This is a genomic window from Flavobacterium sp. W21_SRS_FM3 (assembly GCF_052113625.1).
Lineage (GTDB): Bacteria > Bacteroidota > Bacteroidia > Flavobacteriales > Flavobacteriaceae > Flavobacterium.
The window spans coordinates 297,071-322,527 of the sequence record NZ_JBGQOD010000003.1 but is presented as its reverse complement, the minus strand read 5'-3'; the positions used below and the strand labels follow the sequence as shown (position 1 = coordinate 322,527).

General features: G+C 34.9%; 26 protein-coding genes. 6 read left to right on the top strand and 20 right to left on the bottom strand.

What is annotated here, in order from left to right:
* Positions 1-278 precede the first annotated feature (278 nt).
* The 4 genes from ACEN2K_RS07670 to ACEN2K_RS07655 form a co-directional block, all read right to left on the bottom strand.
* Positions 279-1,031 (bottom strand): shikimate dehydrogenase family protein, encoded by a 753-nt coding sequence (locus ACEN2K_RS07670; RefSeq protein WP_441758744.1) that lies wholly within the window; start codon positions 1,029-1,031, stop codon positions 279-281.
* Positions 1,031-2,428, bottom strand: coding sequence for a tetratricopeptide repeat protein (locus ACEN2K_RS07665; protein ID WP_441758743.1), 1,398 nt, complete (start codon positions 2,426-2,428; stop codon positions 1,031-1,033). Before ACEN2K_RS07665 ends, ACEN2K_RS07670 begins: the two co-directional genes overlap by 1 nt.
* A 133-nt stretch (positions 2,429-2,561) precedes the next feature.
* A complete protein-coding gene (locus ACEN2K_RS07660) occupies positions 2,562-3,755 on the bottom strand; it encodes an aspartate aminotransferase family protein (protein WP_441758742.1) in 1,194 nt (397 codons plus the stop codon).
* 80 nt (positions 3,756-3,835) lie between these two features.
* Positions 3,836-5,467, bottom strand: coding sequence for an OstA-like protein (locus ACEN2K_RS07655; RefSeq protein ID WP_441758741.1), 1,632 nt, complete (start codon positions 5,465-5,467; stop codon positions 3,836-3,838).
* A 290-nt stretch (positions 5,468-5,757) separates the two neighbouring features.
* On the opposite strand from ACEN2K_RS07655, the gene ACEN2K_RS07650 reads away from it, so the two are divergent.
* Entirely contained in the window at positions 5,758-7,626 is a 1,869-nt protein-coding gene (locus tag ACEN2K_RS07650; RefSeq protein WP_441758740.1) for an alpha-amylase family protein, read from the top strand.
* An 82-nt stretch (positions 7,627-7,708) separates the two neighbouring features.
* On the opposite strand, the gene ACEN2K_RS07645 is transcribed toward ACEN2K_RS07650, so the two are convergent.
* The 7 genes from ACEN2K_RS07645 to rsfS all read right to left on the bottom strand — a co-directional run bounded on the left by ACEN2K_RS07645 (position 7,709) and on the right by rsfS (position 13,280).
* Positions 7,709-8,485 carry a superoxide dismutase gene (locus tag ACEN2K_RS07645; RefSeq protein ID WP_441758739.1) on the bottom strand — a complete coding sequence of 259 codons (777 nt, stop codon included), beginning with the start codon at positions 8,483-8,485 and terminating at the stop codon, positions 7,709-7,711.
* 8 nt (positions 8,486-8,493) lie between these two features.
* A complete protein-coding gene (locus tag ACEN2K_RS07640) occupies positions 8,494-8,763 on the bottom strand; it encodes an acyl-CoA-binding protein (protein ID WP_441758738.1) in 270 nt (89 codons plus the stop codon).
* Positions 8,763-9,416, bottom strand: coding sequence for a phosphatidylserine decarboxylase family protein (locus tag ACEN2K_RS07635; RefSeq protein WP_441758737.1), 654 nt, complete (start codon positions 9,414-9,416; stop codon positions 8,763-8,765). The genes ACEN2K_RS07640 and ACEN2K_RS07635 overlap by 1 nt, the downstream gene beginning before the upstream one ends.
* A complete protein-coding gene (locus tag ACEN2K_RS07630; protein ID WP_441758736.1) occupies positions 9,406-10,251 on the bottom strand; it encodes a phosphatidate cytidylyltransferase in 846 nt (281 codons plus the stop codon). The genes ACEN2K_RS07635 and ACEN2K_RS07630 overlap by 11 nt, the downstream gene beginning before the upstream one ends.
* Position 10,252: 1 nt before the next feature.
* A complete protein-coding gene (locus tag ACEN2K_RS07625; protein WP_441758735.1) occupies positions 10,253-10,855 on the bottom strand; it encodes a lactate utilization protein B/C in 603 nt (200 codons plus the stop codon).
* Positions 10,856-10,967: 112 nt separating this feature from the next.
* Entirely contained in the window at positions 10,968-12,893 is a 1,926-nt protein-coding gene (gene ftsH / locus ACEN2K_RS07620; protein WP_441758734.1) for an ATP-dependent zinc metalloprotease FtsH, read from the bottom strand.
* Between the two features lie 15 nt (positions 12,894-12,908).
* Entirely contained in the window at positions 12,909-13,280 is a 372-nt protein-coding gene (gene rsfS / locus ACEN2K_RS07615; protein ID WP_441758733.1) for a ribosome silencing factor, read from the bottom strand.
* Between the two features lie 95 nt (positions 13,281-13,375).
* Between rsfS and ACEN2K_RS07610 the strand changes: the two genes are divergently transcribed.
* Positions 13,376-14,104, top strand: coding sequence for a biotin--[acetyl-CoA-carboxylase] ligase (locus ACEN2K_RS07610; RefSeq protein ID WP_441758732.1), 729 nt, complete (start codon positions 13,376-13,378; stop codon positions 14,102-14,104).
* Between the two features lie 75 nt (positions 14,105-14,179).
* Here the strand turns inward: ACEN2K_RS07610 and ACEN2K_RS07605 are convergent, their stop codons facing one another.
* Complete coding sequence (locus ACEN2K_RS07605) at positions 14,180-14,572, bottom strand: SRPBCC family protein (protein ID WP_441758731.1); 393 nt, start codon at positions 14,570-14,572, stop codon at positions 14,180-14,182.
* A gap of 15 nt (positions 14,573-14,587) precedes the next feature.
* Positions 14,588-15,238 carry an orotate phosphoribosyltransferase gene (pyrE, locus tag ACEN2K_RS07600; RefSeq protein WP_441758730.1) on the bottom strand — a complete coding sequence of 217 codons (651 nt, stop codon included), beginning with the start codon at positions 15,236-15,238 and terminating at the stop codon, positions 14,588-14,590.
* 7 nt (positions 15,239-15,245) lie between these two features.
* On the opposite strand from pyrE, the gene ACEN2K_RS07595 reads away from it, so the two are divergent.
* Positions 15,246-15,848, top strand: coding sequence for an NUDIX hydrolase (locus ACEN2K_RS07595; protein WP_441758729.1), 603 nt, complete (start codon positions 15,246-15,248; stop codon positions 15,846-15,848).
* Between the two features lie 82 nt (positions 15,849-15,930).
* Here ACEN2K_RS07595 and ACEN2K_RS07590 read toward each other — a convergent pair whose 3' ends face one another.
* A complete protein-coding gene (locus ACEN2K_RS07590; RefSeq protein WP_441758728.1) occupies positions 15,931-17,661 on the bottom strand; it encodes a M14 family metallopeptidase in 1,731 nt (576 codons plus the stop codon).
* 134 nt (positions 17,662-17,795) lie between these two features.
* Here ACEN2K_RS07590 and ACEN2K_RS07585 point away from each other — a divergent pair, with 134 nt between their 5' ends.
* Complete coding sequence (locus ACEN2K_RS07585; RefSeq protein WP_441758727.1) at positions 17,796-19,142, top strand: DEAD/DEAH box helicase; 1,347 nt, start codon at positions 17,796-17,798, stop codon at positions 19,140-19,142.
* A gap of 202 nt (positions 19,143-19,344) precedes the next feature.
* Here the strand turns inward: ACEN2K_RS07585 and ACEN2K_RS07580 are convergent, their stop codons facing one another.
* From ACEN2K_RS07580 to ACEN2K_RS07565, 4 genes are all read right to left on the bottom strand, one after another.
* Positions 19,345-19,923, bottom strand: a complete 579-nt coding sequence (locus ACEN2K_RS07580) for a PhnA domain-containing protein (RefSeq protein WP_441758726.1) — start codon at positions 19,921-19,923, stop codon at positions 19,345-19,347.
* A 95-nt stretch (positions 19,924-20,018) separates the two neighbouring features.
* The gene (coaD, locus tag ACEN2K_RS07575) at positions 20,019-20,474 is read right to left on the bottom strand and encodes a pantetheine-phosphate adenylyltransferase (RefSeq protein ID WP_441758725.1); all 456 of its coding nucleotides are present in this window, start codon (positions 20,472-20,474) and stop codon (positions 20,019-20,021) included.
* A gap of 43 nt (positions 20,475-20,517) precedes the next feature.
* Complete coding sequence (locus ACEN2K_RS07570) at positions 20,518-21,210, bottom strand: DUF421 domain-containing protein (RefSeq protein ID WP_441758724.1); 693 nt, start codon at positions 21,208-21,210, stop codon at positions 20,518-20,520.
* 3 nt (positions 21,211-21,213) lie between these two features.
* Complete coding sequence (locus ACEN2K_RS07565; protein ID WP_441758723.1) at positions 21,214-22,188, bottom strand: D-alanine--D-alanine ligase; 975 nt, start codon at positions 22,186-22,188, stop codon at positions 21,214-21,216.
* Positions 22,189-22,420: 232 nt separating this feature from the next.
* Between ACEN2K_RS07565 and ACEN2K_RS07560 the strand changes: the two genes are divergently transcribed.
* Both ACEN2K_RS07560 and ACEN2K_RS07555 read left to right on the top strand, forming a co-directional pair.
* Positions 22,421-23,038: a PASTA domain-containing protein gene (locus ACEN2K_RS07560; protein WP_441758722.1), complete on the top strand. Its 618-nt coding sequence runs from the start codon at positions 22,421-22,423 to the stop codon at positions 23,036-23,038.
* Positions 23,028-24,071, top strand: coding sequence for an RluA family pseudouridine synthase (locus ACEN2K_RS07555; RefSeq protein WP_441758721.1), 1,044 nt, complete (start codon positions 23,028-23,030; stop codon positions 24,069-24,071). Before ACEN2K_RS07560 ends, ACEN2K_RS07555 begins: the two co-directional genes overlap by 11 nt.
* A 363-nt stretch (positions 24,072-24,434) precedes the next feature.
* On the opposite strand, the gene ACEN2K_RS07550 is transcribed toward ACEN2K_RS07555, so the two are convergent.
* Together ACEN2K_RS07550 and ACEN2K_RS07545 are read right to left on the bottom strand one after the other, a co-directional pair.
* Positions 24,435-24,797, bottom strand: a complete 363-nt coding sequence (locus ACEN2K_RS07550) for a glyoxalase (protein WP_441758720.1) — start codon at positions 24,795-24,797, stop codon at positions 24,435-24,437.
* Between the two features lie 152 nt (positions 24,798-24,949).
* Positions 24,950-25,375: a GNAT family N-acetyltransferase gene (locus ACEN2K_RS07545; protein ID WP_441758719.1), complete on the bottom strand. Its 426-nt coding sequence runs from the start codon at positions 25,373-25,375 to the stop codon at positions 24,950-24,952.
* Between the last annotated feature and the right edge of the window lie 82 nt (positions 25,376-25,457).

The following is a 25,457-nucleotide window of genomic DNA, read 5'->3' as shown; positions in this document are numbered from 1 at the left end:
GCTTTATCTTTTTATCCTTAATTTATTTCAGTATCCTGAACTAAATTCAAGATAAAAAGGATGCCGCTACTATCAGGGCTAGCGGCTATCAATTATAGTATATTCTCGTTTATATAGGCAGTAATGCACAGTTGCAGTTAACTAGTGATAAATAGCTATTTTAGGACGAGTACTTGTAGCTAGAGTACTTAAAAAATGCTGAAATAATAGGCAAGAAAAAAGCTTTCCTTCCTAATTAAGGATGGAAAGCTTTTTGTAATTAGCTATGTACGGTGAATTTATCTATTCCAGATTTCCCACGCTTTGTCTGCTTGAAAAACAAGCATCTCATGACCATTTTTAATTTGAGCTCCTCGTTCGGCCGCCTTCTTTAAAAATTGCGTTTCAGCAGGATTATAAATAAGATCAAATGCAATGTGATTGTCTGTGAAATAGTCATACGGAATCATTGGGAATGCTTCGATATTTGGACTCGTTCCTACAGGAGTGGCATTAATTACAATGGTATGTTCGTTAAAGGTATCTGCATTAATTTGCTCATAGGAAATAGTGTTTTCATTAGCAATTCTAGAAACAAAAGTATACTTGATTCCTAACTCGTCTAGTGCAAATGATACGCCTTTTGATGCACCTCCAGTACCTAGTATTAAGGCGCTTTTATGATGTGCCTGCAACAAAGGTTTTAAAGCTTTTTTAAAGCCGTAATAATCCGTGTTGTAGCCTTTTAATTGTCCTTTTTTTGTAAATTTTATCGTATTTACGGCTCCTATAAGCGTGGCTTTTTTAGAAAGCTTGTCTAAGTAAGGCATGACAGCTTCTTTATATGGAATAGTGACGTTCATTCCTTCTAACTCCTGATGGTTGTTTTTTATAATTTCAACAAACTCCTTAATGTCTTGAATATCAAAATTTTCGTAGGTGTAGCCTAAGTAATTTGCAGCATTAAACTTGTCTGTAAAATAACCTTTTGAAAAAGAGTAACTAATGTTTTTTCCTAGTAAGCCATACCTTTTCTTAATGTAATCCGTCATTAGTCTTTCTTATGTTTGTCAATATAATTACGAACCATTTTCTTTGTCCAAACTACAGGGAATAAATCCTCAATAAGAATGTAGTTGTCAAATTTTAAACGCAGTCCATTACTCAAATGAAATTTAGCTTTTGTATTGTCTTGAATCATAAAATACAATCCTGCTAATCGGTATTCAATCTCGTTTTCTTCAGGGAAATATTCTGATGCTTGTAATAGTGTTTGAATAGCACTTTCAAATTCACCTAAGAATTGAAGGATGTCAACCCAAAACAACCATGTATCTAATCCCGTGTCACCAAATTCTACTGCTTTTCTAAACCCAAACTCCGCTTCTTCAAAAAAGTTCATTTCCTTATTGATCGTCGCGTATCTTTTCCAGTACAAACGATTTTGATTGTCTATAGCTAAAGCTTTATTGACAAAAAATAATGCTTTTTGGTAGTTTTTTTGACGTAAGTAAAAATCTGTGATAGCAATCCATCCTTTGTCTAATAAAGGATCTTCATGTACCGTTTCATTGTAATATTTTAAAGCTAGTGCTGTATTCCCTAACTTCTCATGACATTTTCCTATTCTTAACAACGCATAAGAGGTGGCGTCATCTAATTCAATGGTGCGGTTATAGCTCTCAATTGCTTCTTCATATCTATTTAAACGTTCAAAGGCTTTGGCTCTTTCCATAAAAGCGCCTAAAAATTCGTCATCAATTAAGGTAGCGTAATCAAAGGCTCTAATGGCGTTTTCATAGTCTTTTACTCCATAATACAAACGACCCATTTGGTGCCAAGCAATTTCGCTGTAAGGATTTTTATCAATGTACTTATTGAGATACGCTATCGCTTCCAGATTTTGATCTAAAAATTCGAAACAATACACCACATTGTACAATGCTGATTGATCTTCTAAATCTTCTTCAAGACATTTGATAAAACTCTCCTTGGCTAATTCAAGATTGTCCATGAACAGGTATTCCATACCTATCAGGTTGTAAACATCAGCATAGTCATCTGTAAATTTCAGGGCGATTTTTAAGAACTCAACAGCTTTCTCGTGTTGGTCTCTCTTGGAACAGATATTAGCTTTCTGAATGTATATTTCTTCATTATTCGGCTCTATTGCATACAGCTCGTTTAATAATTTTTCGGCAATGTCTAGCTTTTCATCAAAAACAAGCATCTCTACCTGAACCAACTTCAAACCAGTTGATTTAGGGTGTTGATCTAGAGCTAGCTTAAGTGCTTTTTTCGCTAATGCGGCCTTACCCATATCCAGATAATGAAGAATAATCTCTTCAAATTCTTCTGAGTCAAAAAAGAGTACTTTGTTGGTTTTCAACATAGACTCAAATTTGGATAATGATAAGTTATAGTCTTCTTCTTCGTTGCTTAATTGCATACTTTGTTTTTTTGAATTTAGCCCAATTAAAGTTAGGCATCCTTATTCTTAATGTGAAGAAAAATCAGAATTGTTGTGAACAATTTAATTAACAAAAAGAAATTGTTAAATTAGTAGTGCTGTTTTTGGCTTATTAATTTGCAGTTGACAAAAGTATTTCATCCATTACTTCTAACATTATAGCGCAACCTTCTTTAATTTCTTCTTCAGAAATCGTTAGTGGTGGCGTAATTCTTATTGCACAACTTTCAAATAGCAACCAGAATAAAATAAGTCCTTTGTCTTGACATTTTAAAATCACTTCATTTGTTATTGCCGCATCTGCCGTCATAGCAGCCAGCATTAACCCTTTTCCTCGAACTTCTTGTATCAAAGGGTGTACCAAAAGTGATTTAAATAGCTTTTCTTTTTCTATGGCCTTTGCCATTAAGTCAGTCTCAGTAATTTCTTGCAAAGTCGCTAAGCAGGCTGACGCAATGACAGGGTGACCACCAAAAGTAGTAATATGGCCTAATTTGGGGTTATCGCTCAATAAGTCCATCATCGCAGCTGAAGCAGTGAATGCACCAACTGGCATTCCGCCGCCCATTCCTTTTCCCATAACAACGATATCAGGTACAACATCATAATTCTGAAAACCAAAAAGGGTCCCTGTTCGACCAAAGCCAGGCTGAATTTCGTCCAGAATTAATAAAGCACCTACTTCATTACAGCGTTGACGTACTTTTTTAAGAAAGTCATTTTCAGGCTGTATAAAACCAGCTCCTCCTTGTATGGTCTCCAGCAGGATTCCTGCAGTTTTAGTAGTAATTTTTTCAAGATCAGCTTCGTTGTTGAAGGTAATAAAATCAACATCCGGTATCAGCGGTCGGAAGGCTTGCTTGCGTTCCTCAAATCCCATCACACTCATAGAGCCCATAGTGTTGCCATGATAAGCGTTGTGACACGAAATCAGCTGACTTCTTCCTGTAACTCTTCGTGCTAATTTTAAAGCACCTTCTATTGCTTCAGTACCAGAATTAACGAGGTAGGTTTTGTCTAGTGGTGCCGGTAATAATGATGCCATTAATTTACAATATGCTACCGCTGGACTTTGTGAGTATTCTCCATAAACCATCACATGTGAATACTTGTCTAATTGATCTTTTATCGCTTGATTCACTCTTGGATGCTGGTGTCCTAACGTACATGCTGAAACTCCTGCTACAAAGTCTAAATATTTTTTATTATTAGTGTCGTATATATAACTACCCTTAGCATGAGAAACCTCCATTCCTAATGGGTAAGGAGAGGTTTGTGCTTGGTATTTTAAGAAATCGTTATTCAATTTTTTACTTTTTAAAATTATGGAGTTGTAATAGTCTTAAAACTATAGACTGCAAGAAGCGACTCAACACTTAGAACTGATTACTTACTCTTTTTTTTCTTGTCGTAATTCAATGTTTCTTTCCTGATCTTCATAGGTACATTTTCCTTTTCACCTTCCTTTTTAGCCGCATCCATCATTTTGTCATTGTATTCATTTTCATCTTCTGGAAAAAGATCCTCTTTTGAAGTGATTCTTTCATCGCCCCGCCATAATAAGCCTCTTAGTTTTCGGGCATTTTCAGGTAAATCCTTTTCAGGATAAATATCGCCATCTACTTGCTGATAAAAAGTAATGGTTTCTACAGCATTGTCTTGAAATATTAGGTTGATTTTACTGCTTACATTTTTATTAATACCTATGAGTTCTTTATCATCATTTCGCATATAGTATATCACCTCGGCATTTTTGACAATATCTACATCATGGAGTTTGCCATCAATAAATTTCCCAAACAAGTTAAGGCCTTTTACCTGATTATAACCTGTTCCCACAGTGTCTCTGGAGACGAGAAAGGTATTGTTGAGTACCTTCAATGAATCTAGTTTTCGAGTGCTGTTATTACCTATTAAATGCATCACATCACCAGTTATCTGATTTTCACCACTCCACAATACAGGATTGCCTATTAGTTTAGTGAGTGCATTTTTAGAACTGGAATGTATTGAATCGCATTTTCCACTCATGTCTTTCTTTAAAAAACGCACATTATTAAAAGCACGAATGATGCGATCGCCTTCTTTCCCTGTTACCATTAACTTTTTACCATGAATATAAACCGAGTCATTATCTACAAAATTGACAGCGACAGCTCTCCTGGTGACAAACATAGAATCTTTCTTTCTGAAAACTTCGGCATAATGACCTTTGATAATTCCTCTATTAATCGAGTCGGTTATCTTAACGTTGCGCGTAGCTGAGGCAAACTCTCTGTTCCGATCATAATACAAACTATCGCCTTGTATCAGACGATCGTCATATTTTATATAGGATTTTCTAAGAAAGTGCGCTAGATTTTTTTTAGTGTCATAAAACCCTTTTTCAGTATAAATATAATTGTTCTTACTAGTAATCGTAGAAGGACCAAATAGATAGGAGTGACCAGAATTACTATAATAATCCAAGTGATTTGACTTAATAACGTATTGCGGGTTAGTTATAGTCACTGCAGTCAAGAACTGAAATTTCTTTTGGGCTACATAATACCTTCCTGATTTAGAACGCAACGTATTGTCTTTGTTAGTAATAGTCCCTTGGGATCTGTAATAAACCTCTTGTGTATTGCGATCAAAATTAATTGTATCCGTTGCTAAAGTAGCGTCAGGCGAACTCATAAATGCTTCTCCTGCTGCAAATGCTTTTTTTACATTTCCGTTATATTCCGCATATTTACTATTTAAAAAGAGTGTGTCCCCTTGAACCAGTTGTACATTACCAAATGCTTTTATGTAATTTTCTTTTTGAAAGTAGTACGCTTTATTGCAAGTCATTACCACGCCATCATGATTTACACGTACATTTCCTGTCAGTAGAAAGGCATCTGGCACCTCTGCTTGATTGACATCAGCGTAGTCAGAGTGTTCTACAATGATCTTTTTAGGGGCTTGTGCCAAAAGAGATGGAGAACTAAAAAGAAGTAAGCTACAACAGATGAAAAATAGTAATTTATTCAATGGATTTAATTTTTGTCAAATTTAGGAAAAAGGAAACAATCCTAATCGATATTAGCATTTATTTATACATTCAAAAGTGCTGTAAACTTATTAAATAGTGGAGGAGAACTATTGAAGTTATGAACAAAAATCAGAACTCTCTCGTTGTAGTAGGATTTTATAACTGCTTTTAAGAATTAATGAAATTAGATTCGACTTCAGTTTTAAAATTTATATTAAATTTAAAAATTGATTATACAAACGGTTGATTTTTAAAAAAGGGCCGTGCTTAGCAATTAATAATAAACAGCATGATAAAAAAAAGAACTCTCGTCACTGGAATTAGTCTAGTGCTACTTACTACTGCTTGCAAAACGAAAGATTTAAAAATGAACACAGATAACAAAGTAAATGCCACAGAAAAGAAAGTAGTCGTTTATCAGGTCTTCACCAGACTTTTTGGGAACAAAAACACCACTAACAAGCCTTGGGGAACTATCGAAGAAAATGGAGTAGGAAAATTTAATGACTTCACAGATACTGCGCTACAGGAAATAAAGGATTTAGGTGTTTCTTATATTTGGTACACAGGAGTGCCTCATCATGCTTTAATTCGGGATTATACTGCGATTGGCATCTCTAATGATGATCCAGATGTGGTGAAAGGTAGAGCTGGTTCTCCTTATGCAGTAAAAGATTATTATAATGTCAACCCTGATTTAGCAGTAAATCCGGCTAACCGTTTACAAGAATTTGAGGCGCTAATCGCTAGAACTCATAAGGCTGGAATGAAGGTGATTATTGACATTGTACCCAATCATATTGCCCGCAAGTACGAAGGTAAGAACAACCCTGCTGGGGTGACCGATTTTGGTGCCAATGATGATGTAACGGTCGAATATAAAAGAGATAATAATTTTTATTACATCCCGAATTCTTCTTTTGAAGTGCCCGATACTGAAAAGCCACTTAATGGTGAAGCCAATCCATTAAGTGATGGTCAATTTCAAGAAGTGCCAGCAAAATGGACAGGGAATGGTTCTAGAATGACCAAGCCTGATAAAAATGATTGGTACGAAACAGTAAAAGTAAATTATGGTGTACGTCCTGATGGCTCCAAAGATTTTCCTGAGCTTCCTGCAGGATTTGATACTAAATCATACGAGGAACATTATGAGTTTTGGAAAGACAAAGACGTTCCAGATTCATGGAAGAAATTCAAATCAATTGCTTTGTACTGGACTGCAAAGGGAGTTGATGGTTTTAGATACGACATGGCTGAGATGGTACCGTATGAATTTTGGAGCTACATGAATTCTGCCATAAAAATGAAGAATCATGATGCCTTTTTATTAGCAGAGGTCTATAACCCTAATGAGTACCGCAATTACATTCGATTAGGGAAAATGGATTATTTGTATGATAAGGTTGAAACCTATGATAAACTAAAAGAGGTGATTCAAGGAAGATCATCGCCTGATGGTTTATCAGACATACAAAACAGAATGAAAGATATTGAACATCACATGTTACATTTTCTAGACAATCATGATGAACAACGTTTAGCCAGTCCTGAATTTGCTAGAACTCCAGAAAAAGGCAAACCGCTAATGGTCGTTTCTACGACAATCAGTTCTTCGCCAACAATGCTTTATTTTGGGCAAGAAGTAGGGGAGGCTGGTAATGAAAATGGTGGTTTTGGAACTCATTCCCGAACTTCAATTTTTGATTATGTAGGCGTTCCTAATCACCAACGTTGGATGAACAATGGGAAATTTGACGGTGGACAGCTTTCACAAAAAGAAAAAGATTTGCGTGACTTTTACAAGAGACTTCTAAATTTTTCAGTAAATAGTTCCGCTTTAATGGGGGAATTTGAAGAAATTCAAACTGCTAATCGCCAATCAACTGCAGGGTATGACGCTGGGATTTATGCTTTTACTCGCTGGTCTGCTACACAAAAGTTAATCATCGTTACTAATTTTTCAGATAGTGTGACTAGTACATTTGAACTAGCCGTTCCTGCTAGTTTATTGAAAAAATGGGATGTAAAAGATGGGAAGTATCCAATCACTGATCAGTTGTACGGTACTAATAACAGAGTACTCGAAGTAATTAATGGTGTGGGGAAAGTTCAAATAAACATTGCACCTTTAGAGTCTTTTATTTATCAATTGTAATAACTATAATGACATCATAAAAAAAAGCTGATAACTATATTTATAATAGTTATCAGCTTTTTTTATATCGTCTAGCGAGAGGCTAGTATTTTCTTCGCAGTGCAGCTTCGTAATTTTTGCCTACTTGTTCCCAATTAATTACATTAAAAAAGGAATCAATATAATTTCTTCTTCTGTATTGGTATCCTAAATAATAAGCATGTTCCCAAAGATCCAGTGCTAAGATCGGTGTACCAGGAACGGCAGCATTTCTCATTAGAGGATTGTCTTGGTTGGGTGAACTAGTAATTTTTAATTTACCATATTTATCGACCACAACAAAAGCCCATGAAGAGGCAAATTGATTTGTAGCTTCGTATTTAAATGCGTTTACAAAGTTTTCATAAGAACCAAAATCTCGATTTATTGCCGAAGCCAATGTGTCTTTTGGAGTTCCGCCAGCTTCTGGAGCCATAGATTTCCAATAAAGAGAATGGTTGTAATAACCACCAGCATTGTTTCTTAATTCGGCGTCATTTAAGTCTAATTTGGATAAAATATCTTCTATAGACTGGTTTTCATACACGGTACCTGCGACAGCTTTGTTCAGGTTATTAGTATATGTTAAATAATGCTTTGAATAATGCATCTCTAGTGTTAGTGGCGATACAGTAGGCGCTAAAGCGTCATAAGGATAAGCTAACTTCTCTAATTGAAATGAACCTTGGTTAGCTTTGACATCGTCAGGAAAGCCAATAGATACTTTTTCTTGCGCAGTAGGTAAGGGTACTTCTACAACTTCCGTAAATTTTTTGTCTTTACAGGAAACTAAAAAGGTAACTACTAAAATACTGCTAATAAGGATTGTGCTCTTTTTCATGAGAAATACTATTTTTTCAAGATAGAATTAATGATTTCAATATATTGCTCTTTTGCTTCTTTGGCGGTTAGGTGGCTTATTTGCATCCAAGCATTCGTTTTGAATGCATCTCTTAAGTGATAGGTAGAAGTTTGTCTAGGTTCTAATGTGCCAAAGGTGGCCTGTTTGTAATAGGCATAAAGGCGCAACTGGACATCTTGCGGTAAAGATGCTTGAGTCATTTCGGAAGCATTTTCAACAGCTTCCTGAAACTTAGTATCTAAATCTTTTTCAGTCATTATCCCTTTGTTGCAATAATCGTTTTTCCTCCGATGGCTTTTTGATTAAGAACTACATTAATAGGTGTTCCTAACGGTAAAAATATATCTACTCTAGAACCAAATTTAATAAAACCTGCATCTGTTCCTTGAACAACCTGCATTCCTTCCTCAGCATAATTTACAATTCTACGAGCTAATGCTCCTGCTATTTGACGGTATAAAACGGCGCCAAAAGTATTATTTTCAATTACTACTGTTGTTCTTTCATTTTCTTCACTGGCTTTTGGGTGCCAAGCAACCAAAAATTTTCCAGGGTGGTATTTGCTAAATTTCACAATTCCACTTAATGCATAACGTGTTACATGCACATTGATAGGTGACATGAAAATAGATATTTGTAAGCGCTTGTCTTTGAAGTATTCTCCTTCATACACTTCTTCAATTACAACTACTTTACCATCAACTGGTGCTAAAATGTGATTTTCATCTGTAATTGCAGTTCTTTTAGGATTTCTGAAAAACTGTAAAATGATAATCAATAGTAAAAAAACACTAATTTGTATTGCCTTTTTAAGCCAGATGATATCAATTAAATTGTCAGAAATTAATAATACAACTGCTGTGAAAATAATTCCTAATAGGATAGTTTTGGTTCCTTCTTTATGAAACATAATTTAAAATTTGATAAAATAAAAATACAATTGGTGCTACAAATATAACACTATCTAGACGATCTAGTACACCTCCGTGACCGGGCATTATTTTTCCGCTGTCTTTAACGCCAGCTGTTCTTTTAAACTTAGATTCGATTAAATCACCAATTGTTCCAAAGACGCCAACAATTAAAGCAATAATGATCCAAATATATATTTTTTCTTCTGCAATTTCAATGAAATAGATGGCAATCAAATAACTGATGATTACTGCAAATACTACTCCTCCCATAAAGCCTTCTATGGTCTTCTTAGGAGATATCCGTTCAAATAACTTCGTTCTTCCTATTGACTTTCCTACGATGTAAGCAAAGGTATCATTGGTCCAGATCAAAATAAAAATACTAATTAATATTTTTGGGTTGTACCCATCTTTACCAAAAGGAATTTTAGTGATGATAATAAATGGTAATATGATGTAGCCAACTAAATAAACGTATTTTGAAAAGGAATCTATTTTGGAAACCTTAGTATCAAAAAGAAAATGAATACATTTTGCAAAAACAAATAGTGTCGAAAAAAGTATGGCTAAATCAAATGTTTTGCTAAAACGCAGCAGGTATAAAGTTCCTTCTTTAGCAAAGGTAATTTGGTAAAATAAGGCATACGAAATACTAGCAATAAGAACGGGTACGATTTTATTGATTTGTACTAAGTTACAAAATTCTACGGTAGCAATAAGTAAGAATACACCAAATAGAATAAAAAAACTTTCAGTAGAATATAGTATGGAAGCTATTAATAAAATGATATAAATAGCGCCTGATATAGATCTCTTTAAGGTTTCATTCATTTTAAAGATCTTCTAAAAGCAACAAATAAAGGTTTTTGGCAGAACTACCATACTGAGTAAAGTCTTCCTCTTTTGCTTTTTCAAAATATTTAATTGCTGTTATATTGGTAGGGTAATCCCTCTCGTATTTTTTCTTAATAGCACTTAGTCCGTCGCTTTTCATCGCCAGGATTTGGCTAGTAGTAGCATAAATAACGATATTTGTAGGTAACTCGTTTGGCTTGTGTTGCTTAATTTGTTTAGAAGAGAATAAGATTGATCCTTCTTCGGCAATTAAGTTTTCACAGCTAGAGAATAGAAATTTTGGATTAGTACACTTACCATACGTTAGTTTGTTTTCGTCTAAAAGCCCAAAAAGCTTCGGGTCATAACATAATACTTCACTCTCGTACCAGTCGTTTTCTTCTAATATATTTTCAAACTGCTCTTTTACTTCTTCTAAATTTTCGCAGTATAAAAACTTACCTCCATTTTTCTTGAAATTATAGATAAACTGTTCATCTATAGACATATCATTAATAGGGGAAGAGCTATTATTTTCCTTCTCATTTTCCTCTTCAGAAGCGGAAAGACTAGAACCAAAAATTTTTCTAAAAAGACTCATATATTGTAAGGGTACTTTGTATATTAGTTGTAAACGTCCAAAGATAAAAAAATCTTAATTCAAAAGAGACTTTTGAATTAAGATTTTAAAAATAATTATATTTGGTATGCTATTAAGACACTACTGGATCAAGATTAGCATCAAATGTTCTTTTGCCAAAAATAGCTTCTAAATCGTCTTTAAAGATAACTTCTTTTTCGATAAGGATATCGGCTAATTGGTTCAATTTATCTTTGTTTTCTTCTAATATGGCAATAGCTCTTTGGTATTGTCCTTCAATTAATAGAGAAATTTCAGTATCAATTACTTTAGCAGTTTCTTCAGAGTAAGGTTTAGAAAAATTGTATTCACTTTGTCCTGTTGAATCATAATAAGTAACATTACCTATTTTATCATTCAAACCATAAATTGTGATCATGGCTCTAGCTTGTTTAGTCACCTTTTCTAAATCACTTAATGCACCTGTTGAAATACGGTTAAAAGTTACTTTTTCAGCAGCTCTACCACCCATCGTTGCACACATTTCGTCTAGCATTTGATCAGGACGCACAATTTGACGTTCCTCAGGTAAATACCAAGCAGCTCCTAAACTTTGTCCTCTAGGAACAATAGTTACTTTGATAAGAGGTGCAGCGTGCTCTAACATCCAACTAACGGTTGCGTGTCCTGCTTCATGTATAGCAATCGCTTTCTTTTCTTCGGGAGTGATGATTTTATTTTTCTTTTCTAATCCACCTACGATTCTATCTACAGCATCTAAGAAATCTTGTTTATCTACTGCGGTCTTGTTGTATCTAGCGGCAATTAATGCTGCTTCGTTACATACGTTAGCAATATCTGCTCCAGAAAAACCTGGTGTTTGTTTTGCTAAAAATTCTAAATCAAGTCCTTCCACCTTTTTCAAAGGGGCTAAGTGTACTTTGAAAATTTCAGCACGCTCACGAATATCTGGTAAATCAACAAATATTTGTCTGTCAAAACGACCAGCACGCATCAACGCTTTATCCAATACATCAGCTCTGTTTGTCGCTGCTAAAACAATTACATTCGAGTTGGTTCCAAAACCGTCCATCTCAGTTAGTAATTGATTCAATGTATTTTCTCTCTCGTCATTACCACCTGACATATTGCTTTTTCCTCTCGCTCTACCTACAGCATCGATCTCATCGATAAAGATAATAGCAGGCGATTTCTCTTTAGCTTGTTTGAATAGATCACGAACACGTGATGCTCCAACTCCCACAAACATTTCAACAAAATCAGAACCTGACAAAGAGAAAAAAGGAACTTGTGCTTCACCTGCAACTGCTTTTGCAAGCAATGTTTTTCCTGTTCCAGGAGGTCCTACTAGTAAAGCTCCTTTTGGGATCTTACCACCAAGATTGGTATATTTTTCAGGATTTTTTAAGAATTCTACAATCTCTTGTATCTCTTCTTTAGCTCCTTCTAATCCAGCTACATCTTTAAACGTAGTTTTGATATCTGTTTTCTCATCAAATAGTTTAGCTTTTGATTTGCCAATGTTGAATATTTGACCACCACCTCCAGCGCCACCGCCAGACATTTTTCTCATGATGAATATCCAAACTCCTATAATGATGATGATAGGCAATAAACTGATAAGAATATCAGACCAGTTGCTCGCTTCTTTGAAATCGTAATCAGTTAGTTTTTTTTCTGCTTTCGCTTTGTCTAGTTTTTCTTGAAAAGATTTAAGATCACCAAATTTGGTAGTATAGTGAGGGCCTTTGTTAGGTCTGTCAAAAATATCTTTAGCTACTTTTTTATTAGCAGGATCTTTCAATCCAGCTTCAGAAAGGTAAATTTCAGCATCTTTATTATTAAAAATGATAACATTTTTAATCTGCCCTTTGTTTAACATAGTATCTATGTTGGACGATTTTAATTGTGCTGGTTCTGATAAACTAGAACTTCCTGTAATGAAACTGATGAAAAGGAAAATAAGTATAATGGCAGTGTAAACTAACCATGAACTTACTTTAAACTTATTAGGGTTTGGATTATTATCTTTAGCCATTATGAGTGTCTTTCTTTAGTATTTGTTTTCAATTGTAGTAATTTTTGCATCTCCCCACAAACTTTCGATATTGTAATATTCTCTAATTTGTTTTTGAAATACGTGAACTACGATATTTACATAATCCATAAGAACCCATTCCGCATTATCTGAACCTTCAACATGCCAAGGTTTATCTTTTAATTCTTTAGAAACTGTTTTTTGTATAGAGTTAACAATTGCGTTTACTTGAGTATTTGAATTACCATTGCAAATAACATAATAGTCACAAACAGCCTGATCTATTTCTCTTAAGTCAAGAATACTTATGTCATTTCCTTTTACTTCTTCTATTCCTTTAATGATGTTTGCTAATAAGTCATCATTGTTTATTGTCTTTTTTGCCATGAAAAATTTTTATATAAGTTGGTAAAGTTACCATTTTTTGTGTTTATTTTTGAACCTTAACAAAATATTAAATTCTGTTACACAAATTATAGTCAATGAAACTAATCAAACTCGATGCCATAGATTCTACTAATGAGTTTCTAAAAGGGCTTTCGAATAAGCAAATACTCGAAAATTTTACCGTAGTAACTGCAGAAAGTCAGACTAAAGGCAAGGGGCAAATGGGATCAGTATGGTCCTCTGAGCAAGGTAAAAACCTAATAATGAGTGTTTTTGTCAAGGATTTTTTAGCGGATATCAATCAAATCTACAATTTGAATATTGCAGTTGCTTTGGCGGTTGCTCAAGTACTGGAATCTCTTGAAATTCCAGAATTAAGCATTAAATGGCCTAACGACATTATGTCATACAATTTTAAAATTGCTGGCATTTTAATTGAAAATAGCATTAAGAGTGATGGAACGGTGAGTTCTATTGTAGGATTAGGACTCAATGTCAACCAGAGGAATTTTGAAAACTTGCCTAAAGCTTCTTCCTTGGCAGTCATTTGTAATCAAGATTTTGCTAAGGAAAAACTACTAATACTGCTCGTAGAAAAAATGAAGCAAAATATTGGAATGATTCAAAATCAATCTTCCTCGTTGTGGAGCGATTATACACAGCGGTTATTTAAAAAAGGCGTTCCTATGGCTTTTAAGGACAGTGCCGAAAGGCATTTTATGGGGATTATTCAAGGAGTTTCTGAATATGGTCAATTACAATTACAACTTGAAGATGATAGTGTGGGTGAATATTCGATTAAAGAAATTCAGATGCTATACTGAGGCTACTTGATGCATAAATATAAACACCCTTTAAGGAATGCTTAAAGGGTGTTTTTTTATTTGTTGAAATGGGTTTTATAGTTTACCCATATTGTTTGCTAATGTTTCGATGAATTTACCAATTGGTCCTTTGATCATCATGGCCATCATCGGGTTAAAATCACCTTCAAAATCTAACTTAACGGCACTAGAGCTATCAGAAATAGCATCTATGTTTGCCACAAGTGTGAAAGGCAGTTTATCACTAGCAGCTCCTAATACTACTTTGCTTGGCGCTACTTTTTCTTTCATCTTCAATTTGATCTCAGGCATCCCTTTCAATCCAAAAATAAATGCGTCTTCACCAATGACTTCAAATTTAGCGATGTTATCTGGCATTAATTTTTCAAAACTTTGTACATCAGTCAATAAATTAAATAATTCAGGTGCTGATTTTTGAACAGTAACTTTTGGACTTTCTAAGTTCATATTTTTTTATTTTATTTATTTTTTTTCAACATCCCAAGTAGAAGGAGTTACGCTCCATTCTCTTAAAGTTTTTTCTTCTTTCTCCGTAATGTAACTTTTAGCAACAGCTAAGTTTAACAAGTTTTGGTAGTTACTTAACGTATATAAATCGAGTTTAGCGTCTTTAAAATTTTGTTCAGCTACATCAAAACCATAGGTAAAAATTGCTGCCATCCCTTTAATATTAGCACCTGCTGCACGCAGCGCTTCTACCGCATTCAAACTACTATTACCAGTACTAATTAAATCTTCTACAACAACCACATTTTGTCCTTTTTGTAAAAAACCTTCCACTTGGTTTTGACGACCGTGCTTCTTAGCTTCTGGGCGAACGTATACAAACGGAAGTCCCATGCTTTCTGCAACGAGCATCCCAATTCCTATTGCTCCAGTAGCAACACCAGCAATTACATCTGGTTTTCCAAATTGTTTCTCAATGTGTTTAGAAAATTCGTCTCTAACATAATTTCTTATGGGTGGAAATGAGAGTATTAGCCTGTTATCACAATAAATAGGTGATTTCCATCCAGAAGCCCATGTAAAAGGATTTCCTGGATTCAATTTAATTGCATTTATTTGCAAAAGCAATTCGGCTGTTTTTTCGGCAGTATCTTTATTAAAAATCATAGTACAAATGTATAAAGTTTTTGTGAACGACAAACCACTTTTTTTGACAAATAAAATCTCAAAGGAAACAGATTTTCAATTATTTTTGTTAGAAAGTATTGATATCAAGCAGCTTATCGTAAAAATGTTTCAAAATAAAATTCAGAAGGCCTCTCTCTATCATCCTGATGAGAAGGAAATTATGAAGACTTTGAAAACAAAAATTCCTGTTAATAAAGCAGGTGGAGGCTTGGTGTACAATAAAAAAGGAGAAGTCTTATTCATTTTTAGGAATGGAAAATGGGATTTGCCTAAAGGTGGAATTGAAAAAGGGGAGACTATTGAAGAAACCGCGATGAGAGAGGTAGAAGAAGAAACAGGCGTAAATCAATTGCGTATTATCAAGAAACTTCAAAAAACCTATCACATTTTTAAACGCAATGGCCGACATAAGTTAAAAGTCACGCATTGGTTTGAAATGCACTCTGATTTTGAAGGAACGCCACAAGGACAACTGGAGGAAGGAATTGAAAAAGTAGCTTGGATTGATCCAAACGACATTCCGGAAGCGCTAAAAAATTCTTATGAAAATATTAAATTATTATTTGAAGAAGAAAAAGTACAAGCATAAACATTTTGTGAAGACTATAACATAAAAGAAGGGCTGCGAATCGCAAAGATTAGCAGCCCTTAATTTTTTAGTCAAAGCCTATTTAATTCACTATGCGGTAAATAGGATACTGCATATGTGCTTTTTCATAATAGACAGAGTTTTTATAAATCCAGTCCAATTGTGCTTCTGGGCTTTTTGCAAAGGCAGCGTCAGTATTTTTTTTCAGTTCTAATGCCGCTTTTATTGCCGGATTGTCTTTGAGTAGTTGTGCAGCAGTATCTTCAAAAACATAGTCAGAATAGCCTTCTTTCTGCTGTAACATGGTATCAAAAAAGTTCCAGTTAAAAAAGGAGTCAATTCCTTCTGGCTCTAACGTTTCTAATAAATATTTAACCCCTTTTTGTTGGGTACCCACCACATAATCTCCTTTGGCAAAAGCCTTATTGCTTTTCTCAGTAATTACCTTTGTATTTCGATGTAAAAAATGGCCTTCGTAAGCGTTGCTAGCCGTTTTGTAGTCTGCTATTCGATAACCTTCAACTGAGATTACTGTGTCTTTTTTTAATTGCGTCAGCTGGATGTTATTGTTTTTTAATAAGTCAATAATATTCCAGAAAGCCTTAGAGATAATATATGCCTCTGGAATGTTTATTGTAGTAGTGGCTTTGTACTCTTTAAAATAAGGAATGTCTTTTTTATAAGGCTTGCTTCTATCATAATACAAGCGACTTCCCGTTGTTGCTTCACTCTTTTTGTAGGCGGCTTCAAATCCTAAAAACGAAAATTGACTTTGTTTAACCGTGTCTATTTCCCACAATAGGCTGTATTTTTCATTAGGATGGTACTGTTTCTCATTCTCTAAACGTAATTGCTTTATTTTTAAATGATTTTGATCAATAAAATTAATGGTGCTTAGCATGAATTCATAAGTCGCTTTTACACGAACAGCATATTTTTTTAGCATATGGGTTTCTACTACATAACCTAACGTATTGAATAGGGAAGTGTAGCCTGTAGAATAGCGTGGACTATCAAAAAACTGAGCAAAGCCATGATCTGGAGTTTCGCTAAAAGCATTGACATAAGGAGTCATTTCTATCTTTTTTTGCTGCAAATCTTTGACAATGGCAGGCGTCATTTCTCCACTTAAAAAATTGCCTAATGTACCTCCCAGTTTGTTGTGCTGCGTCATGATGTAGGTAAGTGCGTATTGGTAATCAGCTCCATTGCTTACATGATTGTCAATAAAAACATCTGGATTGATCTGGTGGTATATGCTGGCAAAACTTTTACTGTTGCGCGTATCTGACTTGATGAAATCACGGTTCAAATCATAGTTGCGGCCATTACCTCTAAAACCATACAGCTCAGGTCCGTCTTGATTTGCTCTTGAAGTCGAATTTTGATTTAAAGCGCCACCAATATTGTATACGGGAATCGTTACTATGACGGTGTTTTTTGGAATTTTTATTTTGGCTAAGGCCAAATCCCTAAACAGTTGCATCGTAGCATCAATACCATCTGGTTCTCCAGGATGAATGCCATTATTGATTAAAAGAATGGTTTTGTTTTTTTGAAGCTCATCAAAATTAAAGTTCTTTTCGGGATTGAAAGTTATGATGTGGAGTGGTTCACCACTATCAGTGAGTCCTTTTTCTTCCATCTGAATAGTTGGAAAAGCTTTGGCTAAACTTTGGTAATAAGCAATTGTTTGTTGGTAAGTTGCTGTTTGATTGCCATTTCCTTTCTCAAAAGCGGTAGCGTATGCACTGTTTTTTTGTGAGAACAGTAGTAAAGGAGCGAATAAAAAGCAAAGGGTAAAATATCTCATGGTTCGTTTTTTTGGTCTCAGCCAAAAATACTGCTTTTTATAGGCATTTTCAAAGTGTGATGACAGGATAACTCCAAAATACTTCTGAAGACAAAAAAAGAAGACTGACCAATTTTTTTAATTACTTTTGCAAAATGAATAAGAAACACCATTCCAACAATATACTTTTGAATTTAGGTATCGAAAGCCTAAACGAAATGCAAGAAGTAGCACAGGATGCTATTTTAAATGACAACAATGTTTTATTACTTTCTCCTACGGGATCAGGAAAAACGTTGGCTTTTTTATTACCAGTTTTAGAGATGTTGCAGCCTGAAATTTTATCAGTGCAATGTTTAATCTTAGTTCCGTCTCGTGAATTAGGTGTACAGATTGAGCAGGTTTGGAAAAAAATGGGGACTGATTACAAAGTAAATGTTTGTTATGGAGGACACTCCATCGATACCGAAATTAAAAATTTAAGCAACCCTCCAGCTGTTTTAATAGGAACGCCGGGGCGTATTGCTGACCATATTGATAGAGGAACTTTTAGAGTAGATAAGATTCAAACATTGATATTGGATGAATTTGATAAGTCATTGCAATTGGGATTCCATGAGCAAATGTCTTTTATCATTGGAAAATTAAGCAAACTTAACAAACGTGTTTTAGTTTCGGCTACTTCTGATATTGAGATTCCGAGATATACCCGTGTGGTCAACCCTACGATTTTAGATTTTATTCCGGAGCATGAGTTAGAGAGTAATCTGGCTATGAAATTAGTGGTTTCTAAGGAAAAAGATAAAATAGGAAGTTTGTTCAACTTGATTTGTTCTTTAAAATCGGAATCGGCTATTGTTTTTTGCAACCATCGTGATGCAGCAGAACGCATTAGTGATACTTTGAATGAAAAAGGGATTTATGCTACTTATTACCATGGCGGTATGGATCAGGATGAGCGTGAGCGTGCTTTAATCCAGTTTAGAAATGGTAGTGTGAGCTATTTAATCACTACGGACTTAGCGGCTCGTGGTTTAGATATTCCTGAGATGAATCATGTTATCCATTATCATCTGCCATCAAAGGAAGATGAATTTACCCATAGAAACGGACGTACAGCACGTATGACAGCTTCGGGAACTGCTTATATCATTGCTCACGACAGTGAGAAAAAAATGGATTATATCGATTACGGTATGCCTGTTTTAAAAGTTGACACGGCTACTAATTTGCCTAAGCCACCGCAATTTCAGACCATTTATATTAGTGGTGGAAAGAAAAACAAATTAAATAAAATTGATATTGTAGGTTTCTTTTCTCAAAAGGGACAATTAGAAAAAGGCGATTTAGGTTTGATTGAAGTAAAAGATTTTATCTCTTTTGCAGCGGTAAAATTCAACAAAGTAAAAGACTTGTTGCAAAATGTCAGAGATCAGAAAATGAAAGGCAAAAAGTTTAAAATTGAAGTGGCTAGAAAAGTAATTAAAAAAGAGGAGGACTAGTGTTCTGTGTTCCCGTTAAAAAATGATCAGTCTTTAATTTGAAAATGGTCATCATTGGCTCCTTTAAAGCAATAAAAAAAATCGTTAACGGTAAATCTATTTTACTGTTAACGATTTTATATTTTAAGCTATTCGTTGATCCTTTTTTCTATCGACAGAACAAGTCTGAACACTAAAAAAAATGAATATTACTTACTGAATATTAGGTTTTCTTCACGTATTGTGTAATAATAACAATGGTTTGTCCATCCACTTTACCTTCAATGTATTCAGCGTTTTCATGGTCTAAGCGTATGTTGCGAACTGCAGTTCCTTGCTTTGCAACCATACTAGATCCTTTTACTTTTAAGTCTTTAATTAAAACTACAGAGTCACCTGTTTCCAGAATTACGCCGTTGCTGTCTCTGTGAACGATTTTGTTTTCGTCCTCTTCACCTTCGCCTGTAGCTTGTGCCCACGCAAGGGTGTCATCGTCAAAATACATTTGTTCTAACAATTCCTGTGGCCATCCTGAAGAGCGCAAACGGCTTAACATTCTCCAAGCCACTACTTGAACTGCAGTGTGCTCACTCCACATACTATCGTTTAAACACCTCCAATGGTTTAGATCTTCATTACCTGGGTTTTCAATTTGATCAATACAGCTGCCACAAGCCATAATAGCTTCATCAATTCCGCCTTTTTGTGTTGGAAGTACTTGATATACTTTTAGGTTTTCTGTGGCACCGCATAATTCACATTTAGACCCACTACGTTTGCTTAATTCTCTTTCTATACTCATTGTTGCATTTATTATGATTTTGCGAAAATACGTTTAATAGCTACGCCCTGCAAGCTATTGCTGATTTATAGCTTTTGACAAACGCTACCAAGAAGTTATTTAATGCGTACTGCTTTTGGAACCAGCATTTGGTATTCACCTCCATTGCGAATCACATCTCTAACAATACTAGAACTGATATAAGAGGTTCTGGCAGCGGTCAGCAAGAATACGGTTTCTATTTTAGACAGGTGTCGGTTAGTGTGTGCTATGGCTTTTTCAAATTCAAAGTCGGCAGGATTGCGCAAACCACGTAAAATAAAATCGGCTTTAATGCGGTGGCACAAATCAATGGTTAAGCCTTCATAAGTTATCACGGTCACTTTAGGTTCGTCCTTAAAAGTTTCCTCTATAAAGCGTTTTCTCTCTTCTAGTGGGAACATGTACTTCTTTTCGGCATTGACTCCGATGGCAATGACAATCTCATCAAATAAAGAAATTCCTCTTTTAATGATGTCTTCATGTCCAAGGGTTATCGGGTCAAATGATCCAGGAAATATGGCTTTTCTCATGGTTTTGTATCTTGATATTCAAATTTAGAATAATAAATTTGTTTTAGGTTATGCGGGTCGTTTTAATTGATTTTACCCATTCTTGTCTTTTACAATGTTCGCAGCGTGCTGTTCCAGTCTCCTTTTCTTCGGTGAGACCGCAAAATGTACAGGAATAGATGCCTTTTTCGGTGATTTTTTTACTTTTTGCATTGAATAAATGCGGTAGAATAGGCAGACCATATTTTACGTCTTCATCTGCATAATAGTAGGTGCTAATTTCTCCGCTGGTTTCTACAAAAGCATTTTTTACTTGCCCAAGGTGATCAATGGATTTCATGCGCAGTTCTGAGAAAAACTCATCCTGTGCTAAACTTTCTTTTTTAAACGTCGTAATAGAAAAGCGGCCTTCATTAATGATACACTCCGTTTTCCCTTCTATAAATTCTTCAAAAAATTTGTTCTTTGCCGCTAACCAAGTAATCAATCGATACAAGAGGATGATCACCACAAAAACGGTTATTGCTGGCAGGATACCTACATCTTCATAAAGCATGGGATCACCAGCTGCTGATCCTAAGGCAATAATGATTACCGTTTCAAAAACCGAAAGTTGTTTGACCCCTCTTTTACCAGCAATTTTTAACGTTAACAGTAAAACGATAAACATAATGGTGGACCTAAAAATTACCTCAAAAAGAAAGATTTCGGGCAGGTCATTAAACAAAACGCGACTCCATTCAAAGATGTCTTTCATGGTTTATTTTTTTAAAGCCAGTTCGATGGCATTAGAGAACAAATCTTCTAATGAAATCCCGGCAGCAGTTGCTTGTTGTGGTATTAAACTCTCTGGTGTTAAACCTGGAATCGTATTCATTTCTAGCATAAACGGCTCGTCATTTACAATAATGAACTCGGTTCTAGAGAAGCCTTTCATTTTAAGCAATTCATAGGCACGCTTTGCAATATTTCCCACTTTTTTAGTCATCTCTTCAGAGATTCTGGCAGGGGTGATTTCCTGTGATTTTCCTAGATATTTAGCTTCGTAGTCAAAGAAGTCATTGTCAGAAACGATTTCGGTGATCGGTAACACGATTATTTCTTCTCTATAATTAATGACACCTACAGTTACTTCTGTTCCATCTAAGAAACTCTCAATGATAATTTCGTTGTCTTCTTGATAAGCGACTTCAATGGCGATAGGAAGTTCGGCTTCGGTTTTTACTTTTGAAATTCCGAAACTAGAACCCGCTTTGTTGGGTTTAACAAAACAAGGCAAACCGACTTTATTCACAATTTCTTGAGTTAGTATTTCGTCCCCGTTGTTTAGGTAATACGAAGTCGCACTTTTTATTCCGTATGGTTTTAATACAGAGAGAAAATCCCTTTTATTGAAGGTAAGTGCGGCCTGGTAATAATCACAAGATGTTTGCGGAATTTCTAGTAATTCGAGATAGGCCTGCATCAGTCCGTCTTCCCCCGGTGTCCCATGAATGGCGTTAAAAACACAGTCAAAAACGATTTTGTTACCGTTAACGACTACTGAAAAATCATTTTTATCAATAGGATACTCCGTTTCCTTATCGTCAACATACACCCACTTTTCTTTGAAGATGTGAACGCGATAACCTTTATATTTTGTTTGATCTAGGAATTGATATACAACGTTACCGCTGATTAAGGATATTTTATATTCGCTGGAATAGCCGCCCATGATAATGGCAATATTTTTCATTTACTATAGTTTAATGTTTACATAGTGATAACTACTATGCGGAAGTATCGTCTTTCTTTTTCTAGCCCCGATAGCAGCGGTATCCTTTTCTTTTTTTCTTTAAAAAAGAAAAGATACAAGCGAATAGCGGGAAATAGCTTCTAATATAAAAGCCTATTTTTTGCTTAAACAAAATTATCATTTTTTTTGAAACGAATAAGCTATATCTTTGCCCTATTATAAAAATAAATTTATGAGTTTACGTAAGTACCTTACTAGCCGAGTGTTTTTAATACAAGTTTTTCTAGCCGTATTGATTTTTGCCGTTTTGGGCTATTTGTTTATGCACTGGTTGACCTTTACCACAGATCACGGAAATGAAATCGTGGTTCCTGATTTAAGTAAATTGACAGAAGAGCAAGTGGAAGAAAAATTAGATGGTTTAGACCTTGATTATGTGTTGCTTGACAGTATGGATTACCAAAGTGATTATCCTAAATATAGTGTTGTACAACAAGATCCATTGCCAGGAGCAAAGGTTAAAGTGGGTAGAAAAGTATATATTAAAATCAATAGTTCAGGATTCTCCTCAGTGACCATTCCGGATTTAATTGAGAAAACTTATCGTGAAGCGGTACCTACTTTAAAAGCATTAGGACTGGAAGAAGGAACCATTACTTATATTCCTAATTTAGGTAAAGACATGGTGCTGGAGATGCGTTACAAAGGAAGAAACATCAAAGCAGGTGATAAGGTTTTAAAATCATCTAAAATTGATTTGGTTTTAGGAGATGGAAAAGCGAGTTATGAAGAAGATATAAGAACGGATAGTATTGCTAATCCAATTGAAGAAATGCCAAATGAACAATAATGTAGAGTCGAATGACTTAGAAGAAGAATTATACGAACATTTTAAATTTGAAGTTCCTAAAGGTATAACGCCTTTGCGAATTGATAAATATTTAATGGGATTGATTCAAAATGCCACCCGAAATAAAATACAAACAGCGGCTAACGACGGAAATATCTTTGTCAATGATGCCACTGTAAAATCAAATTATAAGGTTAAAGCTTTGGACGTAGTGCGTGTGATGTTAACGCATCCACCTTACGAAAACCATATTATTCCAGAAGATATTCCGTTGAATATTGTTTATGAAGATGATGCTTTGTTGTTGATCAATAAAGAGCCTGGAATGGTTGTACATCCCGGTCACGGAAATTATACCGGTACCTTAGTGCATGCGCTGGCACATCACTTTGATAATTTGCCAATGAACAGCAGTGAGCGTCCTGGATTAGTACACCGTATTGATAAGGACACTTCGGGATTATTAGTAATCGCTAAAACCGAAGCGGCGATGACACATTTAGCCAAACAATTTGAAGCCAAATCCTCTGAAAGAGAATACGTGGCTTTGGTTTGGGGAAATGTGGCTGAAGACAAAGGAACGATAGAAGGTAACTTAGCACGTCACTTGAAAGACCGCATGCAAATGGCTGTTTTTGCCGATCCAGAAATTGGAAAACCTGCTATAACTCATTACAAAGTTTTAGAACGTTTTGGGTATGTTACTTTGATTTCGTGCCAACTGGAAACAGGACGTACACACCAAATTAGAGCGCATTTAAAGCACATAGGGCATCCTTTATTCAATGACGAGCGTTACGGTGGTCATTTGATTTTAAAAGGAACTACATTTACTAAATACAAGCAATTTATTGACAACTGTTTTAAAGTGTTGCCAAGACAAGCCTTACACGCTAAAACCTTAGGCTTTGTTCATCCTACTACTAAAGAAATGATGCGTTTTGATACAGAACTGCCACAAGATTTCCAGGATTGTATCGAGAAATGGAGAGGGTATTCTAAGTCACATTTGACGGAGGAAGAAGAGGGGTAGCGTTGTTTCAGAGTTTAAGGTTTTTTAAAAGTTTAAAATTGTTTAAAGTTTAAAGTTGTTTGAAGTTTAAGTTTGTTTGAAGTTTCAGAGTTTCAAAGCTTCATAGTTTAAATTTGTTTAAAGTTTTTTAAAGGTTTAAATTTTAGAACGTTTGTTTTAAAAATGAGGATATATAGAAGTCCCTCTTGTTTTATTTCAAGAGGGATTTTTAGTTTTTATATTTTTGATACTCTTAATAACGAATAATCTGGTTATTTGAAAAATCATCAAAGCTTGATTGGTTTATTTCCGCGGGTGTATTTTTGTAGTTAGTACTTTATTTAGCTGATTCCTTTTTTAAATTATGGAAACACACCAATACTGTCAAATGAATTCTCCAAAGTGCCACAAAATACCTGATGGATCGATCAAATAACATTCTTTTCCCCAATCTTGTATGCGCACCGGAATAAGTTTTACATTGTCGTACTTTGAAGGAAGTGCTAAGGCTTCTAATTCTTTATAATAGCGGTTCACATCATCTACCTCCATAAAAATCATCGTATTATCAACCCACTCTTTTGCGTAATAGTCTTGCAAATAAAAACCCAAACCATCTGCTTCAAAATAACACATATTGTGTGCTAATACAATCTCTTTAAAATTTAGATCTCGATAAAAATTACGTGAAATGTCATAATTTTTAGCTCCAATGAAAGGACGAATAGATTTGGCTTTGTGATTCATGAATCCCTTTATTATTATTATTATTATTATTATTATTATTATTATTATTTCTTAACTTGATATTGAACAGCGCGTTTTAATTGCTTTTTAAAATCCTTTGTCGCTACAGTTAGTGCAGCGGTTAAAAAAGTGGGCAACGAGCGCAAATTATCTTATCCAATGGGTTTGCTAAAATGAAACGCACTGATCGTAAAATCTTCTTTGAGGTACAGTTTGTGTGCTGTGGTTCTTAGATGGCCACTATCCAAATGTACCGCTTTGCAATCCTGAGCTGCAGCTACTTCATACAAATGGTTGAGCAATTTAGAGGCATAGCCTTTTCCTCTTACAGACTCTAAAGTGGATAAATCATCGATGTACAAGATTTTACCACAGTACAACATAGTAAATATGCGATAGCCAGCAATTGAAACTACTTTGTTATCCTCAAAAAGATACAAGAGGACGTAGCCTTCTTTTTGCATTTCTTTAATTTGCTCTACAAAAGTTTCGGGCTGTAGCATGGGTCTTAATAAGAACAAAGCTTCCCAGCACATTCTTATTTCCTGATCAGTGACTGCGATTTTTATGGGTGTCATCTCGGTTTGTTTTTGAGATTGAATTATAAATCTAGTACTAAATTACCATTTATTTTTCTTTTTAGGCTAATTACAAAGGGGA